The sequence below is a fragment of the Pseudonocardia parietis genome (assembly GCF_017876315.1).
GTDB classification, from domain to species: domain Bacteria; phylum Actinomycetota; class Actinomycetes; order Mycobacteriales; family Pseudonocardiaceae; genus Pseudonocardia; species Pseudonocardia parietis.
On the sequence record NZ_JAGINU010000001.1, the window covers coordinates 3418089 to 3434506 of the forward strand.

The window sequence follows — 16418 nt, forward strand, 5'->3', positions numbered from 1 at the left end:
TGGATCGACGGTTCAACGTGACAGCCACGCTAGCACGGGTGTCATGGAAACTGGCAGCTGATAACGTGAGGCTGGTGGCGACGATCCCTCTTCCGCCCGCGCCAGGAGCTGACGACCACGTCAGCCTCGCGCTGGTCAACAGCACAGTGAGCCTCCCCGGTGGACGCCGGGCGGACGAGCTGGGCAGTCCCGAGGAAGCCACCGACTGGCTGCTCGGGCACGGTCTCGTCCCGGAGCGGACGGCCCTACTCGCGCACTGCCAGAATCAGCTCACCGGGTTACGGGAGAGCCTGCGGGTCGTCTTCGCCGCCCACGTGGAAGGCGACGTCCCGGACCCTCGGGCCCTGGACGGCGTCAACCGAGCCCTGACCACAGTGCCCAGCACGCCGCTGCTACGGCACGATCCACGCCACGGACTTCACCGGGCTCCGGAGCATCCCGTGACGCAACTCGTCGAACATGCCATGGCCCAGATCGCCGAGGACGCCGCCACGCTGCTCACCGGCGAGTCGGCCGGGCTGATCGCGCACTGCGCAGCGCAGCCGTGCTCGCGGTTCATGCTCCGCACCCACGCCCGTCGGCACTGGTGCTGCACCCGGTGCGGCGACCGTGTCCGAGCTGCCCGGGCCTACGCGCGCAAGCAGGATCGGAGCCCCGGCGCACGGCCTGCCCGCTCCGGGAGCACACAGGGGGCGGTGCCGGAGCACTGATCGCACGGTCGGTCAGCGGACCGGTTCCGCGGCGTCGTGGCCGGCTCCGCCGGAACCGGCCCTGCTCGGCCTCGCCGCGTGTCGGCGAATCACTGCGACGCGCAATCTTTGCGGGATCTTGACGGTGCCCTCCGCCCGTCGTGCGTCGCCCGGGCCTACTGTCGTGGGCGGTGTGCCGGGAAGTCTGGTCGGCGAGCGGAAGCGCACGTTCGTCGAAGGGACCACAATGGACACCTACCGTTCGGAACCCGGCCAGCGGATCCTCCAGCAGTGGTGCCGTGCCGAGCTGGACCGGGCCCTGCCGTCGGCGGACCGGCGTGTGGCCGCGACGTCACTCGGCCCGACCCACCTGGTCACCGTGGGGACGGGCCCGCAGGTTCTGCTGCTCCCGGGTACGAACTTCGGCGCCGCCACATCACTACCGTTGATCTCGATGCTGGCGGCGTCGTTCCGGGTCACGACGGTCGATCTTCCCGGGCAGCCGGGTCTGAGCGCCGGAACGCGCGTCGACGACGACGTGGTCAGCCGGCACCGCCGATGGCTCACCGAGGTCCTCGCCGCGATCGGCGACGCCCCGGTACTGATCGTGGGGGAGTCGCTCGGGGCGGCGGTGGCGCTGTGCGCCGAACCCGGCCCCAGCATCGGCGGGCTCGCGCTGGTGGTCCCCGCCGGTCTGGTGTCGGCCCGGGTGGATGCGGGCATCCTCGCGGCCTCGGTGCCGTGGCTGCTGCGGTCGACCCCGGCACGCGCAGAGCATCTGCTGGCGACGATGGACGGTGGCGCGCGTGTCGCCGACCGCGATCGGCTGGTGGAGTGGATGGCGATGGTGCCCCGGCACGCGCGCTCGAGCCTGGCGCCCTCTCCACTGCCCAACCAGGTGCTCACCGGGTGGCGGGACACGCCGTGCCGGGTGGTGGCCGGCGAGCACGATCGGTTCTTCCCTCCCGAGCGCCTCACCGTGCCGGCACGGAACCTGCTGCACGCCGGAACGACGGTCGTCGCGGGGGCCGGTCATCTTCTCGCCCATACCGCCCCGGAGGCCGTGGTCGAGGTGGTCGCCGACCTCCACCGGTCCGCGGACGACACGCCGTGACCACCAGACAGCACTGATGCCCGGGCAAAGGTGGACCGTGGACCCCGGACCTCGTTACGGCCATCATGATCAGACAAACGGAACCCGTCAGAATGGAACTCACATGAGCAAGCCGGTTCTCCTTGTACACGGCGCTTTCACCGGCGCCTGGGCCTGGACGGACGTGATCGAGAAGCTGGGCGAGCGCGGGGTGTCGGCGACGGCGATCGATCTGCCCAGCCGGGGACCGGAAGGGACGCTGGCCGGTGACGCGCAGGCCGTCCGGGACGCGCTCAAGGATCTGGGGCAACCGGCGGTGCTGGTCGGCCACTCCTACGCGGGCGCCGTGATCACCGAGGCGTCCGCGGACAACAGCGACGTCGCGCACCTGGTCTACGTGTGCGCCGCCCTGCCCCAGGCAGGCGAGTCGGTCGCCGCGCTCATGGAACGTGACCCCGATCCCGGCCAGCTGGGCACGGCCATGCGCCCGGCCGAGGACGGCACCGCGACGCTGGACCGCGCGGGGGCGAAGGACTACGTCTTCAACGATGCCACCGACGAGCAGGCCGCTCCTGCCCTCGATGCCCTGGGCTCGCATGCACTCGTGACGCTCGGGGAAGCCGTCACCGGCCTGGGCTGGACCCAGCATCCGTCCACCTACGTGCTCTGCACCCTGGACAAGTCGTTCTCACCGGCGCTGCAGCGCGAGTTCGCCGGCCACACCACATCGGTCGTGGAGATCGACGCCGGGCACGGGCCGATGCTCACCAGGCCGGCCGAGCTGGCGGACGCCATCGCCACCGCTGCGACCTCGTAATACCGAGCGCTATCCCGTTGACAGCGGAGCCCGGGGTGGCAGCAGGCAGGACGAACCGGCCGACGGCGATGGGTGGCGCGCGGCACCCACGTCGTCGCCGCGGTGCACGCCGACACCCACCCGGCCGGGCGCGAGGTGGGGGAGCAGGACCAGCCGCTCGTCGTAGTCCCCGCCCCGCTGCGGCCGGTACGCGAGCGGGGTCGCGGTGCCGATCTGTGCCAGCCGCTCCCGGAGCTCGGCCCGGGCCCGGTCGGCGTCCGCGTCGGTGAAGCGGTCGGCGCCGGCGAGGAGCAGCGGAGGCAGCACCTGCGCCCCGGCGTAGAACAGGGTGCCGTGCAGCAGTGGGAACAGCAGGTCGTCGACGTGCCCGTTGATCCCGCGGGGCCCGAACACCGGTGACGGGCCGCCTGCGCTGGTCACCACGAGCGCGCGCGTGCCGGCGAGCACGCCGTCGCCGTAGCGGCGGGTGCGGCCGTCGTCGCCGCGGACGCCGTAGGCGAAGCCCTCGACGAAGACGCGGTCGACCCAGCCCTTGAGGATCGCGGGCACGCCGAACCACCACAGCGGGAAGTGCAGCACCAGGGCGTCGGCCCAGCGCAGCTTCTCCTGTTCCGCCACGACATCGTGCGGGAGCTCGCCCGCCCGGTAGGCGCGTTGCGACGCCTCGCCGACGCGCAGTCGCTCGTCGGGCGGGTGGCGGTAGTCGTCGCCGGTGACGACGGGGTTCCAGCCCATCGCGTAGAGGTCGGACACACGGACCGCGTGCCCCTGTTCCTCGAGCGCGGCCCGGCCGTCGGCGGCGAGCACGCCGGTCAGCGAGCGGGGTTCCGGGTGCGCGACCACCCACAAGACGTTCACGGCACCGATCCTCGGCCGTGCCCACCGCTCGGACCAGTGGCCCGATGGCCACGTCGTGCGAGGATCGGGCCATGGCCTCACACGTCGGCCGACCGGCCGTCCACCGCGTCGCCGTCCTCGTCCGCGACGGGCTGCTGGCGATGGAGCTCGGGATCGTCCACCGGCTGTTCGGGCAGGCCAGGGACGCCACCGGCCGGGCGCTCTACGACGTCGTGACCTGCACGCTCGTCCCCGGACCGGTGCGCACCGACGCCGACGTCGAGGTACTCGTGCAGCTCGGGCCGGAGGTGCTCGACACCGCGGACACCGTGATCGTCCCGGCGTCCGACCTCGACTACGCGCCCTCCCCGCCGCCCGCCGGGCTCGCCGAGGCGCTGGCCCGGATCGGTCCGGGCGCGCGGATCGCGTCGATCTGCACCGGCTCGTTCGTGCTGGCCGCGGCCGGGCTGCTCGACGGGCTCCCGGCCACCACGCACTGGAAGTCGGCCGACCGGTTCGGCGAGCTCCACCCGCGGGTCCACCTCGATCCCGACGTCCTCTACACCGCCGCGGGCCGGATCCTGACCTCCGCGGGCGAGGCCGCCGGCATCGACCTGTGCCTGCACATGATCCGCACCGACCACGGCGCCGCGGTGGCCAACGATGTCGCGCGCGGCACCGTCGTCCCGCCGCACCGCGACGGTGGCCAGGCCCAGTACGTCCGCCGCCCGATCCCCGATCCGGCGGTGTCGTCGACGGGCCGGGCACGCGCGTGGGCGCTGGAGCGCCTGCACCGCCCCGTCACGCTGCGGGACCTGGCGGCGCGCGAGTCGGTCAGCACCCGCACGTTCACCCGTCGCTTCCGCGACGAGATGGGCACCTCGCCGGGCCGGTGGCTGGCGCTGCAGCGCGTGGAGCGGGCCTGCACGCTGCTGGAGGAGACCGACCTGCCCGTGGACGAGGTCGCGGAGCGCGCCGGGTTCGGCACCGCCGGCTCGATGCGGCTGCACCTGCAGGCCGAGCTCGGGACGTCCCCGACGGCCTATCGGCGCACCTTCCGCGCCCGTCCGGCCGCGTGACGGCGTGCGGCCCGGTCGAGGGGACGGTGCTGTTCGGAGCGGTAGGTTCAGCGGGTAGGACCGAAGGCACTCGCACTACCCCCGAAGGAGCGCGCCCGAGTGGAACGCAGTGTGGCGATCACCGGTACCCGCAGCATCAGCGATGCCCCTGGCGGCGAGCTGGCCGAGCTGTTCCAGGCGTACCTCAGACCGTTCTCCGAGTCGGCGGCCCGGTTCTACGTCGGTGGAGCCTCCGGCGTCGACACCGCCGCTCTGCAGTGGCTGGCGGAGAACTCCGAGGCTTCGCTGACCGTTGTCGTGCCCTGCCGGGTCGTCGATCAGCCGGCCGGTTCCGCCGAGGTCATCGACCGGCTGCGTGGCGAGGACCGGGCTGACGTCGTCGAGATGGGTGCCACGCTGCTGGGCAAGGCCGCCTACCACGAGCGCAACCGGTGGATGGTGGATCACTCCGGCCTCGTGATCGGGTTCCCGCGTGGTGACGAGTCCGTCGGGGGCGGTACCTGGTACACGCTGAACTACGCCGCCGAGCAGGGAAAGGCTCGGCTGGTGGTCCCGCTCTGACAGCTGGTCGGCGGGACGGGGTGCGTCGTCGCGACTGTTGTTGCGAGCACGACACGTCGTCCGCACGATGTCGACCGATGCCGAGGCCCGAGGGGCTGGCGACATCGGAGCCTTCCGGTCAGGATGGCCCGGTGAGCGACGGCGCGAGCGAACATTCGGTCCCGCGAGGCCGTGTTGAGCTGCGCCATCTCCGTGCGTTCGTGGCGGTAGCCGAGGAGCTCAGTTTTTCGCGGGCTGCGCGGCGGCTCCATCTCGTCCAGCAGTCTCTGAGCTCCCAGATTCGCCAGTTGGAGGATGAACTCGGGACGCAGCTGCTTCGCCGGACCACGCGGACGGTCGAGCTGACCACTGCCGGCGAGGTCTTCTTGACGCACGCGCGCTCGATCCTCGAGGCGGTCGGTGCCGCAATCGCGCAGACCCGCCGTTCCGCCGTCGGCGAGACCGGTCGACTGACGATCTGTTACACCCCGACCCTGGCCGCCGAGACGCTGCCCCGCCTCGTCACAAGGCTGCACGAGCGCTGTCCGGAGATGACACTGCAGCTCTGCGAAATGTGGCAGGCCGAGAGTGTCGATGCCGTCCGCACCGGCCGGTTCCAGGTGGGGATGGCTCGGTGCCCGGATGTCGTGAACGACATCGAGTACCTGCGCCTGCGCGACGAACCGCTCGGTGTCGTGGTCAGTGCACACCACCGTCTCGCCACACTCGGACAAATCGGAATGTCCGACTTGGCCGATGCCGCGCTGGCCATCTGGCCCCGGAGCTTGTCTCCCGGCTTCTACGACCTGACTGTGGATTTCTTCCGCGCGCACGGGTTCACCGGGCCGGTCCAGGAGTTCGAGTATCTCACCTCAGGTGTATTCCACAGTGATCCCGCGGCGCGCACCGAGGTTTTCGAGGGGCGAGCGTTCTCGGTCGCCTTCGCGACCCAGTTCGATCCAGTCCCGGAAGGCTTCGTGTGGAGACCGGTCGACCCGGCTCCGATGATCCCGGTGCACCTGTTCTGGCGCACCCGGACCGACGCTGTGACCCGGGCGTTCCTGACGGTGGCACAGGAGGTCGCCCAGCGGGCGGGCTGGCTCGCCGGGGCACATGTCCAGGTCGCTCCTCGCTGATCGAAAACCCGGCTCGATGTACCGGAGCTGCGCTGTTGGTCTCAAGCCACGCAGTGCAACGGCTCTCCGCCGTTGAAGGCCACCATGTCGTCGACCACCCCGTCGAAGTCGAGGGTGCATCCCAGAGGTTCGCCGCGCAGCTCGGAATAGGCCCTGTGCAAGTTGCCCACCAGGCGCTCAGGATCGGTCAGTCCGGCGAACTCTCCGAGGTCGGTCCGGCGCCCGCACTCCAGCGGCTCGACTCCCTCGGTAAAGCCCGCCTTCGCCCGATCCTGGAGGAATCGCAAGTACGTCAACTGGTCCCCGATGGCCCGAGGGCCGGTGACGGCACCGTGCCCTGGCGCGACGGTGCGGGCGCCGAGCTCCTGCACCCGGCCCAGAGCGTCGATCAAGCCTTGGACAGAACCCATCACGACGAACGGCGTTCCGCCGTTGAAGACCATGTCGCCGGCGAAGAGCAGCCCGATCTCCTCGATCCACACGGTCACGTCGTTCGTGGTGTGCGCGGGCCCCCAGTACCGCAGTGTTCCCGGCATGTCGTCGAACCAGACCTTCAGGTCGTCGGTGAACGTCACCTCCGGCGGACGGATCTCGATCTCCCCCCAGTCCACGCCGGGGAACCACTTCTTCGTCTCGAACCCGGTCGCGATCGTGGCCTCGCGGCACAGCTCATGCCCGATGATGGTTGCCTCCGGGAACAAGAAGTTGCCGTAGGTGTGGTCCGCATGGTGGTGGGTGTTGATGACAGTGCGGATGGGCTTGTCGGTCAGCTCGGCGACGGCCCGGCGCAAGGCCCGCGCGCGGTGCTCGGTCATCACGGTGTCGATCAGCGTTGAGCTTCCCCCGCTTCGCCGGAGTCTTCGAAGACTGGTCCCATCGTGAGGGACTGGGAAGGAAGGCTCTGTTGGCAGCACCGAGGAAGTACCCCGATGAGCTGCGGGAACGGGCGGTTCGGCTGTATCGACAGTCCGAGCCGCGGCCGTCGTTCAAGCGGCTGGCCGAGCAGCTCAACGTGCACCCCGAGGCCTTGCGGAACTGGGTCCGCCAGGCCGAGGCCGACGCCGGCGAACGGCATGACCGCCCAAGCACTGACATGGTTGAGGAGAACCGCAGGTTGGCGGCCGAGAACGCTGAGCTGCGGCGGGTCAACGAGGTCCTGCGCGCGGCGAGTGCGTATTTCGCCAGCGAGATCGGCCCGACCCGGAGGTGGTCATGAGCTTCATCGACACTCATGGCTTCCCGGCCGGTCTCGTACTGCGGGTCCTGGGCATCCCGGAGTCCACCTTCTACGACTGGCGGGCCCGCCAGGCCGCCCCGAGCCGGCGCGAGCTCGACGACGCGGCGCTGCTCGAGCAGATCGTCAAGGTGCGCAGCGTCAGCGAGTTCGCCGCCACCTACGGCTCGCCGCGGGTGTGGCTGGAGCTGCGTCGCCAGGGCGTGCGGGTCGGGCGCAAGCGCATCGAGCGGATCATGCGTGAGCACGGGTTGCAGGGCGCGCACCTGCGCCGGGGCTGGCGCCACGGCTCGACCCGGCAGGATCCGAACCACACCGCCGCCCCGGACCGGGTCGAGCGCGACTTCCGGGCCGACGCGCCGAACCGGCTCTGGGTCGCTGACCTGACGCGGCTGGTCACCGGCGAGGGCGTGCTGTGGCTGGCCTCGGTGCGCGACGCGTTCGCCAACCGGGTCGTCGGCTGGGCCACCGGTGAGCGGGCGACCACCGCGCTGGTGCTCACCGCCCTGGATCATGCGCTGCGCTCCCGATCGGCGCGCTCCGGCGAGTTGATCTTCCATAGCGACAAGGGCGCCCAGTACACGGCGCTGCGGTTCACCCAGCGCCTGGTCGACTCCGGTGTCGCACCCTCGACCGGGTCCACAGGCGACAGCTACGACAACGCCCTCGCGGAGAACCTGTGGTCCACGCTCAAGATCGAACTCGTGTACTGGCCGGGTACGACGTTCGCCACCCGCGCCGAGGCCGAGCACGCCCTGCTGCGCTACATAGACGGCTGGTACAACCCCCGCCGGATCCAGGCCGGGCTCGGCGGGCTCTCACCTGACGAGTACGAGGACGCCTACGATCGCGGCCAGCGCGACGATCACAGATAACCCGGACTCCGCGAAACCGGGGGAACCTCACGTGACAGCCTCGCGCCCGACGTGGATGCCGACGTTGTTCAGGCCCCAGCTGCCGTCGAGCTGGACGTAGAGGTGGAAGCCGTGGCCCAGATCGTGCACGAAGGGCTCGGGCACGGTGGCACTCACGAGCCCGCCACCGGTGCCTCGGATCCGGTGAGCCCGAACTCCGGCATGATCTCGTTACCGAACAGCTCGAGCATCGGCAGCGCCTCGTCGCGCGGGATCATCCCCCAGTGGTAGAGCCACACGAAGAAGTCGATCGGCATCTTCTCCAGGAAGCCCTCCACCTGGCGCTTGACCTGGTCGACAGTGCCCCCGATCAGAAGCCCACTGTTGATCAGCCGGTCAGCCAGGTGCTCGCCCGGCTTCGGCACGGGGCCTTCCTCTCCGTCGTAGCGGGCCGCCTCCATGAACCCGAACTGCTCATACCAGCCATGCCACACCGGCGCCTCGTACAGCTCCACGCTGCGCCGGATCCGAGCCCGTACTTCATCGTGAGGTTCCCCCGGTTTCCCGGAGTCCGGGTCATCTGTGATCGTCGCGCTGGGATCGATGGTAGGCGTCCTCGTACTCGTCGGGTGAGAGCCCGCCGAGCCCGGCCTGGATCCGGCGGGGGTTGTACCAGCCGTCGATGTAGCGCAGCAGGGCGTGCTCGGCCTCGGCACGAGTGGCGAAGGTGGTGCCCGGCCAGTACACGAGCTCGATCTTGAGCGTGGACCACAGGTTCTCAGCCAAAGCGTTGTCGTAACTGTCGCCTGTGGACCCTGTCGAGGGCGCGACACCCGCGTCGACCAGGCGCTGGGTGAATCGCAGCGCCGTGTACTGGGCGCCCTTGTCGCTGTGGAAGATCAACTCTCCGGAGCGCACCTGACGCGAGCGCAGCGCATGATCCAGGGCGGTGAGCACCAACGCAGTGGTCGCCCGCTCACCGGTGGCCCAACCGACGACCCGGTTGGCGAACGCATCCCGCACGCTGGCCAGCCACAGCACACCCTCCCCGGTGACCAGCCGCGTCAGATCCGCCACCCAAAGCCGGTTCGGCGCGTCGGCCCGGAAGTTGCGTTCGACCCGATCCGGGGCGGCGGTGTGGTTCGGATCCTGCCGGGTCGAGCCGTGCTTCCAACCCCGACGCAGATGCGCGCCCTGCAGGCCGTGGGCGCGCATGATCCGCTCGATGCGCTTGCGCCCGACCCGCACGCCCTGGCGGCGCAGCTCCAGCCACACCCGCGGCGAGCCATAGGTCGCGGCGTACTCGTTCACGCTGCGCACTTTGACGATCTGCTCGAGCAGTGCGGCATCGTCGAGCTCACGGCGCGAGGGATACTCGCGGCGGGTCCGCCAGTCGTAGTAGGTCGAGGCGGGGATGCCCAGGACCCGCAGTACGAGACCGGCCGGGAAGCCATGGGCGTCGATGAAGCTCATGACCACCTCCGGGTCGGGCCGATCTCGCTGGCGAAATACGCACTCGCCGCGCGCAGGACCTCGTTGACCCGCCGCAGCTCGGCGTTCTCGGCGGCCAACCTGCGGTTCTCCTCGACCATGTCAGTGCTTGGGCGGTCATGCCGTTCGCCGGCGTCGGCCTCGGCCTGGCGGACCCAGTTCCGCAGGGCCTCGGGGTGCACGTTGAGTTGCTCGGCCAGCCGCTTGAACGACGGCCGCGGCTCGGACTGTCGATACAGCCGGACCGCCCGTTCCCGCAGCTCATCGGGGTACTTCCTCGGTGCTGCCAACAGAGCCTTCCTTCCCAGTCCCTCACGATGGGACCAGTCTTCGAAGACTCCGGCGAAGCGGGGGAAGCTCATCGTCGGGCGTGCCGTTCGGGTAGACATAGAATGTCCGGCACACACCGATGCCCTGGCCGAAGCGTGGGGAACGGCCGCGGGCCGCGGCGCCCTCCTGGTAGATCTCCATCAGCTGGCGCAACATCTCGTGCGAGCCCATCAGGATCGTCGGGGTGACGTCCTCCTCCCCGCACCAGCGCAGGGTGCCGGGGCTGGCACCGAAGGCCTGGAACAGCTGCGGGTGCGGGGTGGTGTGGGGCCGGGGAACCACCGAGACACCCTTGATCGTGCCGTTCTCGTCGACCTCGCCCGGAGTGCCGTAGCGGCCGGTGATCGACTCGGCCGGGGGCCAGTTCGGGATGCCTTCGCGGGGGTACGGCACCTGATAGGTCGGCCCGTCGTAGGTGAGCAGATCCTCCGCCCAGGCCTTCTTCATGATCGCGAAGTTCTCGGTGAACAGTAATCGGTTACGGGTGTCCGCCTCGCTCGCGTCGGACGCTGTGGAGGTCACTCCGAAGCGTTGGCACAGGATGTTCTGCCAGCGAGCCTGGTAGCCACGGGCCATGCCGACGAACAGCCGTCCGTCGAGCATGTGGTCGGCGACCGCGATCTCCTCGGCGAGCCGGATCGGGTCGTGCGCGGGCAGCACCAGCCCGAGCTGGCCGTGCCGGAGCCGGGTCGTGTAGCGGGAGAGGTAGACGTTGAGCAACAGCGGGGCCGGCGAGATCTCCATCCCCTCGGAGTGCATGTGGTGCTCGGTGTGGCAGATACCCCAGTACCCCAGATCGTCGGCGGCCTGGCACAGGTCGACCAATCCGGCCAGCATCCGGTGGTAGGCCCCGCTGTCCCTCCCGATTGGGCGCCGAGCGAGCATCTCGTCCTCGGCTCCGAGCGCGGGGTAGACCTGCAGAATCACCTCGGTCATCGTCTGCCTCCTCCGGTCAGATCGATCGCCTTGCGGCTCGCCGTGCGCTTCGCGCCGACGGTGTTGCGCAGCACCCCGATGCCCTCGACCTCCAGCTCGACGACGTCGCCGGGCTTGATCCAGCGGTCGAGTTCCAGCCCGCAACCGCGCCCGACGGTGCCGCCGCCCAGAACGTCGCCCGGGTGCAAGGGCTGGTCCTCGGAGAGCAGCGAGATCACCTCGGGAAATCCGAAGTTCATCGCCCCCAGATCCCCGTGCGACCAGGTCTCGCCGTTCACTCGCGCGGCCACCCGCGCCGTGGTGATGTCCATCGATTCAGCTGTGGTCAGGCACGGGCCGAGTGAGGTGGCGAAATCCTTGCCGAACGCGGGACCGATCCCGACGGCCATTTCGCGGAACTGGATGTCGCGCGCGCTCCAGTCATTGAAGATCGTATAGCCTGCGATGCAGGATTGCGCCTCCTCGGGGCCGACTCGGAACGCAGGTCGGCCGATCACAGCGGCCACCTCGAGTTCGAAGTCCAGCTTGTCCGTGTAGTGCGGCCAGGGCACCTCGTCGTCGGGCCCGATGACAGTGTCGGGGTTGCCCTTCCAATGAACGGGGATGTCGTACCACTCCGAGGGGACTGTGCCGAAGCTGTTCTTGACGTGCTCCTCGACCAGCATGAAATCCCGCATCGAGTTGGGTCGAGGCAGCGGAGCTCGGAGCCGCACACGATCCGCCGGCTCGCTCCGCCCGACTTTCCGTGCTGCCGCCTCGGCGAGCGAAGTCCCCTCGTCCCCGAGACGAAGAAACTCGATCATGGTGGCCGGGCCTCGGATCGCGACCACGTCATCCCCGCGGTGCACGCCGATCCGCGGGACTCCCTCGTCAGCACTGACATAGGTCACTAGTGGCCGAGTTCGTTAGTTCGTCGGGGGTCATGCGGCGGTAGTGAGGGTGCTGGGCTGCTCTGGCGGGCCGATCCGGTCGAGTAGGGCGCGGAGATCGCGGCGGGTGAAGGTCCAGTCGAAGGGTGTCGCGGCGCGGTTGTAGCGGTCTTGGAAGGCCAGGATGCGCTCGGCGAGGGCGTCGAGGTCGGCGAAGTCGACCGGGCTGATAGCTTTGCGTTGCAGGATCGAGAAGTAGATTTCGACCTGGTTGAGCCAGGAGGCGTGGATCGGTAGGTGGACCAGTGTCGCGCTCGGCCAGGTTGTGTTCATGCGGTCGATCGAGGCCTGTCCGGCGTGGCTGGAGCCGTTGTCCACGACCCAGAACACCCGCCGTGCCGAGGCGTAGGGCTCGCAGCTCATGACGTGTGTGACCAGGTCGGTGAACGGTTCGATCCCGGTCTTCGGGGCGATGGTGCCCATGACTCGGGCGTGGTGGATGTCGTAGGCGGCGAAGTAGGCCAGGGTCCCGCCGCGGCGGTATTCGAACTCGACCTGGCGGGTCCGGCCCGGCCCGGCGGGCCGGCCGGGGTGGCGGCGACGCAGGGCTTGGAGCTGGGACTTCTCATCGGCGCTGATCACGTAGTCGTCCGGGCCCAGCGGTGCACCGTTCCAGGTGCGGGCGTAGAGGTCCAGGACCCGGGCGGCCTTGGTCTCGAAGTTCGGGTCGCGGGGGAAGATCCAGGAGCGGTGCTGCCAGGGTTTGATCACCGCACGGGTCAGCGCCCGACGCACTGTGGACGCCGAGATCGTCTCGGCGATACCGCGGGTGACCGCTTCGGTGGCCAGTTCGGTGCTGCTCCAGCGCGAGAGCGGTATCCCGGTCTCCGCGGGCAGGGTGCAGGCCAGCGCGGTGATCGCCGCGCTCTGCACGGCGGTGAACCGGCGCGGTCGCCCGGTGCGGGGCCGATCGGCGAGACCGTCGAGGCGCTCGGTGGCGAACTGTCGTCGCCACCTGCGCGCGGTGTCGACACACACTCTGAGTTCGACGGCGATCGCGGCGTTGGTCGCACCGGCCGCGGCAGCGAGCACGATCCGGGCCCGCAGCCGGTCGCGGTGCTCGGTGCGCCCGCTGCGCGCCCGCGCGGTCAACACCGCCTCCTCCGCCGCGGTGAGCACGATGATGAACGGGCTGGTGACCGGCACACCCGGGTTGTCGACCCCGACCACGATTTCGGCCACCGCGACACGCCGTGATCACCCGTAACAGCGGCCGACGGTCGATCGCGAGGGCCGGGCAACGCCGACCAGGGCTGTCACGATGGGCAAGTGGCGCCCCGTTTCCCCGAGTCGACCAAGACCTCCGTGCGGCAACGGTTACGCGCTCGGGCCCGTGAGCGTTGGCCCCAGATCACCGAACTGCACATGCGTCACCACGGCGTGTTCACCTACATCGGGGCCAGCACCGAGACCGAGATCCTGCCGCTGTGTCGGCTGCGCTACGTCGGATCGGCCCATGACTGGCAGGTCGCGATCTACCGGGCCAGCCACGACGACTACGCCGAGTCGATTTTCCCCGACGGGCTCCCGTTCGGGACCTGCCAGGACGCACTCGACCTCGCCTGCGGCCTCTACCTCAACGACCCCACCGCCTGGCACGACCTCAGACCCCCGACGAACTAACGACCGGAACCACTAGTGGCCGAGTTCGTTAGTTCGTCGGGGGTCATGCGGCGGTAGTGAGGGTGCTGGGCTGCTCTGGCGGGCCGATCCGGTCGAGTAGGGCGCGGAGATCGCGGCGGGTGAAGGTCCAGTCGAAGGGTGTCGCGGCGCGGTTGTAGCGGTCTTGGAAGGCCAGGATGCGCTCGGCGAGGGCGTCGAGGTCGGCGAAGTCGACCGGGCTGATAGCTTTGCGTTGCAGGATCGAGAAGTAGATTTCGACCTGGTTGAGCCAGGAGGCGTGGATCGGTAGGTGGACCAGTGTCGCGCTCGGCCAGGTTGTGTTCATGCGGTCGATCGAGGCCTGTCCGGCGTGGCTGGAGCCGTTGTCCACGACCCAGAACACCCGCCGTGCCGAGGCGTAGGGCTCGCAGCTCATGACGTGTGTGACCAGGTCGGTGAACGGTTCGATCCCGGTCTTCGGGGCGATGGTGCCCATGACTCGGGCGTGGTGGATGTCGTAGGCGGCGAAGTAGGCCAGGGTCCCGCCGCGGCGGTATTCGAACTCGACCTGGCGGGTCCGGCCCGGCCCGGCGGGCCGGCCGGGGTGGCGGCGACGCAGGGCTTGGAGCTGGGACTTCTCATCGGCGCTGATCACGTAGTCGTCCGGGCCCAGCGGTGCACCGTTCCAGGTGCGGGCGTAGAGGTCCAGGACCCGGGCGGCCTTGGTCTCGAAGTTCGGGTCGCGGGGGAAGATCCAGGAGCGGTGCTGCCAGGGTTTGATCACCGCACGGGTCAGCGCCCGACGCACTGTGGACGCCGAGATCGTCTCGGCGATACCGCGGGTGACCGCTTCGGTGGCCAGTTCGGTGCTGCTCCAGCGCGAGAGCGGTATCCCGGTCTCCGCGGGCAGGGTGCAGGCCAGCGCGGTGATCGCCGCGCTCTGCACGGCGGTGAACCGGCGCGGTCGCCCGGTGCGGGGCCGATCGGCGAGACCGTCGAGGCGCTCGGTGGCGAACTGTCGTCGCCACCTGCGCGCGGTGTCGACACACACTCTGAGTTCGACGGCGATCGCGGCGTTGGTCGCACCGGCCGCGGCAGCGAGCACGATCCGGGCCCGCAGCCGGTCGCGGTGCTCGGTGCGCCCGCTGCGCGCCCGCGCGGTCAACACCGCCTCCTCCGCCGCGGTGAGCACGATGATGAACGGGCTGGTGACCGGCACACCCGGGTTGTCGACCCCGACCACGATTTCGGCCACCGCGACACGCCGTGATCACCCGTAACAGCGGCCGACGGTCGATCGCGAGGGCCGGGCAACGCCGACCAGGGCTGTCACGATGGGCAAGTGGCGCCCCGTTTCCCCGAGTCGACCAAGACCTCCGTGCGGCAACGGTTACGCGCTCGGGCCCGTGAGCGTTGGCCCCAGATCACCGAACTGCACATGCGTCACCACGGCGTGTTCACCTACATCGGGGCCAGCACCGAGACCGAGATCCTGCCGCTGTGTCGGCTGCGCTACGTCGGATCGGCCCATGACTGGCAGGTCGCGATCTACCGGGCCAGCCACGACGACTACGCCGAGTCGATTTTCCCCGACGGGCTCCCGTTCGGGACCTGCCAGGACGCACTCGACCTCGCCTGCGGCCTCTACCTCAACGACCCCACCGCCTGGCACGACCTCAGACCCCCGACGAACTAACGACCGGAACCACTAGCCGCACAGCTTCGACCTCCTCGCACACCTCCGACGGTATGCGTAGGTGGCTCGACCACGGAAACACCGGTTGATGGTCGATTAACCATCACGAATGGTGAATGTCCAGCGCGTCGGGACGAACACCTCCACCGTGTTCGCGCCGGGTGCGGGCTGGGCCGACGGGATCCTCGCCCCGGTCGGATGCTCGTGGGTGCTGTCGTGGTCGGCCTGCTGACAGACCTGGACGGGCGCGGGCGGCTGGTGCTCGCCGGCGTGACGGTGGTCTCGCCGGCGATGCTGCTCTGCGGGCTCGCGCCCGGTGCTCGGCTGTTCGTCGCCGGGTGCTCTCGTCGAGCTCGGCGGCGCGGACCCTGTGCTATCTGCTCCTCCCACCCCCTGCGTCGCGCTCGGCCTCGTACTCGTCCCGGTGGTACCGGGCCGGGTGGACGATCCGGCCGGCATCGCTTCGATGAGGAACAGGGGAACCGCACCACCGACATTCGCCCGACTCGGCGTAGCTCAGTTGGTCGAGCAAGCGGGCATCCCGTTCGGACTGTCCGGGATGCGCCTGGTGGGTGTTGCCGAACGCGGCTTGCGGCAATGACGGCGCATCGATCGCACTTGTGGCCCCCGGGGAGTGACGGGGCGTATACGTCGGCGGAGGCTGAGCGGGTCCGTTGACGGCGGCGTGGATGGCTTCCTCGACATCGAGTGCGTGCCAGTCGCGCGGGTGCACCGCATGCCCGTTCTGGGCGCGGTGTGCTCCGGGATGGCCGCACCACATGCAACCTCCGATCGCGTCGACCGTAGCCCGGGACTCGATGTCCGCGCGGATCTCGGCGGCCCGAGCCTCTGCAGCCCGTGCGGCCGCGGCCGCTCGCTTCTCCTCCTGCGCGGCGCTGATCTTCCCGACCACTGTGAACACCACGGCGAGCGCGATCACGCCCACGAGCAGGCTCCCGAGCACCGGTGAGGTGTCGAATGCCGTGCCGATGAAGCCGACCATCATGACCAGACCGATCACGCCGAGACAGCCGAGGCACCCAGTGTTGCTCGCCGCATCGTTGGTCTGGGCATTCGTCTGGTTGACGTTGACGTTGACGTTGACGTTCACCGGTCCGTTGCGTTCGACCATGTCCAGCCTTCCGTGGCGTCGGC

General features: G+C 69.7%; 22 protein-coding genes. 11 read left to right on the forward strand and 11 right to left on the reverse strand.

The window, feature by feature from the left end; genetic code table 11:
* The first annotated feature begins 74 nt into the window (after positions 1 to 74).
* From JOF36_RS16215 to JOF36_RS16225, 3 genes are all read left to right on the forward strand, one after another.
* The gene (locus JOF36_RS16215; protein ID WP_307862411.1) at positions 75 to 710 is read left to right on the forward strand and encodes a CGNR zinc finger domain-containing protein; all 636 of its coding nucleotides are present in this window, start codon (positions 75 to 77) and stop codon (positions 708 to 710) included.
* 226 nt (positions 711 to 936) lie between these two features.
* On the forward strand, positions 937 to 1803 hold the full coding sequence (locus JOF36_RS16220; RefSeq protein WP_210027713.1) for an alpha/beta fold hydrolase: 867 nt from the start codon (positions 937 to 939) through the stop codon (positions 1801 to 1803).
* Between the two features lie 103 nt (positions 1804 to 1906).
* Positions 1907 to 2599: an alpha/beta fold hydrolase gene (locus JOF36_RS16225; RefSeq protein ID WP_210027715.1), complete on the forward strand. Its 693-nt coding sequence runs from the start codon at positions 1907 to 1909 to the stop codon at positions 2597 to 2599.
* 9 nt (positions 2600 to 2608) lie between these two features.
* Here JOF36_RS16225 and JOF36_RS16230 read toward each other — a convergent pair whose 3' ends face one another.
* Positions 2609 to 3457: an NAD(P)H-dependent oxidoreductase gene (locus JOF36_RS16230; protein ID WP_210027716.1), complete on the reverse strand. Its 849-nt coding sequence runs from the start codon at positions 3455 to 3457 to the stop codon at positions 2609 to 2611.
* Between the two features lie 44 nt (positions 3458 to 3501).
* Between JOF36_RS16230 and JOF36_RS16235 the strand changes: the two genes are divergently transcribed.
* The 3 genes from JOF36_RS16235 (at position 3502) to JOF36_RS16245 (ending at position 6191) form a co-directional block, all read left to right on the forward strand.
* A complete protein-coding gene (locus JOF36_RS16235; protein WP_210027717.1) occupies positions 3502 to 4515 on the forward strand; it encodes a GlxA family transcriptional regulator in 1014 nt (337 codons plus the stop codon).
* A gap of 99 nt (positions 4516 to 4614) precedes the next feature.
* Complete coding sequence (locus JOF36_RS16240) at positions 4615 to 5076, forward strand: DNA-processing protein DprA (protein ID WP_210027718.1); 462 nt, start codon at positions 4615 to 4617, stop codon at positions 5074 to 5076.
* A 131-nt stretch (positions 5077 to 5207) separates the two neighbouring features.
* Entirely contained in the window at positions 5208 to 6191 is a 984-nt protein-coding gene (locus tag JOF36_RS16245) for a LysR family transcriptional regulator (protein WP_307862412.1), read from the forward strand.
* 41 nt (positions 6192 to 6232) lie between these two features.
* Here JOF36_RS16245 and JOF36_RS16250 read toward each other — a convergent pair whose 3' ends face one another.
* Positions 6233 to 7105, reverse strand: a complete 873-nt coding sequence (locus JOF36_RS16250) for an MBL fold metallo-hydrolase (RefSeq protein WP_307862413.1) — start codon at positions 7103 to 7105, stop codon at positions 6233 to 6235.
* On the opposite strand from JOF36_RS16250, the gene JOF36_RS16255 reads away from it, so the two are divergent.
* On the forward strand, positions 7096 to 7407 hold the full coding sequence (locus tag JOF36_RS16255; RefSeq protein WP_210026741.1) for a transposase: 312 nt from the start codon (positions 7096 to 7098) through the stop codon (positions 7405 to 7407). The two genes, JOF36_RS16250 and JOF36_RS16255, sit on opposite strands and share 10 nt — an antisense overlap.
* Positions 7404 to 8300: an IS3 family transposase gene (locus JOF36_RS16260; RefSeq protein ID WP_210026740.1), complete on the forward strand. Its 897-nt coding sequence runs from the start codon at positions 7404 to 7406 to the stop codon at positions 8298 to 8300. Before JOF36_RS16255 ends, JOF36_RS16260 begins: the two co-directional genes overlap by 4 nt.
* A 27-nt stretch (positions 8301 to 8327) precedes the next feature.
* Here JOF36_RS16260 and JOF36_RS40175 read toward each other — a convergent pair whose 3' ends face one another.
* The 7 genes from JOF36_RS40175 to JOF36_RS16290 all read right to left on the reverse strand — a co-directional run bounded on the left by JOF36_RS40175 (position 8328) and on the right by JOF36_RS16290 (position 13147).
* Positions 8328 to 8456 carry a hypothetical protein gene (locus JOF36_RS40175; RefSeq protein ID WP_281071450.1) on the reverse strand — a complete coding sequence of 43 codons (129 nt, stop codon included), beginning with the start codon at positions 8454 to 8456 and terminating at the stop codon, positions 8328 to 8330.
* Entirely contained in the window at positions 8453 to 8794 is a 342-nt protein-coding gene (locus tag JOF36_RS16265; protein ID WP_210027720.1) for a hypothetical protein, read from the reverse strand. Before JOF36_RS16265 ends, JOF36_RS40175 begins: the two co-directional genes overlap by 4 nt.
* A gap of 61 nt (positions 8795 to 8855) precedes the next feature.
* Positions 8856 to 9752: an IS3 family transposase gene (locus tag JOF36_RS16270; RefSeq protein ID WP_112276250.1), complete on the reverse strand. Its 897-nt coding sequence runs from the start codon at positions 9750 to 9752 to the stop codon at positions 8856 to 8858.
* Complete coding sequence (locus tag JOF36_RS16275; RefSeq protein ID WP_210026741.1) at positions 9749 to 10060, reverse strand: transposase; 312 nt, start codon at positions 10058 to 10060, stop codon at positions 9749 to 9751. Before JOF36_RS16275 ends, JOF36_RS16270 begins: the two co-directional genes overlap by 4 nt.
* A gap of 22 nt (positions 10061 to 10082) precedes the next feature.
* On the reverse strand, positions 10083 to 11036 hold the full coding sequence (locus JOF36_RS16280; RefSeq protein ID WP_245350869.1) for an LLM class flavin-dependent oxidoreductase: 954 nt from the start codon (positions 11034 to 11036) through the stop codon (positions 10083 to 10085).
* Positions 11033 to 11701, reverse strand: coding sequence for a fumarylacetoacetate hydrolase family protein (locus JOF36_RS16285; protein ID WP_245350870.1), 669 nt, complete (start codon positions 11699 to 11701; stop codon positions 11033 to 11035). The genes JOF36_RS16280 and JOF36_RS16285 overlap by 4 nt, the downstream gene beginning before the upstream one ends.
* A 255-nt stretch (positions 11702 to 11956) precedes the next feature.
* Positions 11957 to 13147 (reverse strand): IS630 family transposase, encoded by a 1191-nt coding sequence (locus JOF36_RS16290; RefSeq protein ID WP_307862202.1) that lies wholly within the window; start codon positions 13145 to 13147, stop codon positions 11957 to 11959.
* Positions 13148 to 13330: 183 nt separating this feature from the next.
* Here JOF36_RS16290 and JOF36_RS16295 point away from each other — a divergent pair, with 183 nt between their 5' ends.
* Positions 13331 to 13588, forward strand: a complete 258-nt coding sequence (locus JOF36_RS16295; protein ID WP_245350673.1) for a hypothetical protein — start codon at positions 13331 to 13333, stop codon at positions 13586 to 13588.
* Between the two features lie 43 nt (positions 13589 to 13631).
* On the opposite strand, the gene JOF36_RS16300 is transcribed toward JOF36_RS16295, so the two are convergent.
* Entirely contained in the window at positions 13632 to 14822 is a 1191-nt protein-coding gene (locus JOF36_RS16300) for an IS630 family transposase (RefSeq protein WP_307862202.1), read from the reverse strand.
* 183 nt (positions 14823 to 15005) lie between these two features.
* Here JOF36_RS16300 and JOF36_RS16305 point away from each other — a divergent pair, with 183 nt between their 5' ends.
* Both JOF36_RS16305 and JOF36_RS40180 read left to right on the forward strand, forming a co-directional pair.
* Positions 15006 to 15263, forward strand: a complete 258-nt coding sequence (locus JOF36_RS16305) for a hypothetical protein (protein ID WP_245350673.1) — start codon at positions 15006 to 15008, stop codon at positions 15261 to 15263.
* 109 nt (positions 15264 to 15372) lie between these two features.
* The gene (locus JOF36_RS40180) at positions 15373 to 15495 is read left to right on the forward strand and encodes a hypothetical protein (RefSeq protein WP_281071454.1); all 123 of its coding nucleotides are present in this window, start codon (positions 15373 to 15375) and stop codon (positions 15493 to 15495) included.
* Between the two features lie 141 nt (positions 15496 to 15636).
* Here the strand turns inward: JOF36_RS40180 and JOF36_RS16310 are convergent, their stop codons facing one another.
* Positions 15637 to 16395, reverse strand: coding sequence for a hypothetical protein (locus tag JOF36_RS16310; RefSeq protein WP_210027721.1), 759 nt, complete (start codon positions 16393 to 16395; stop codon positions 15637 to 15639).
* Positions 16396 to 16418: the final 23 nt, after the last annotated feature.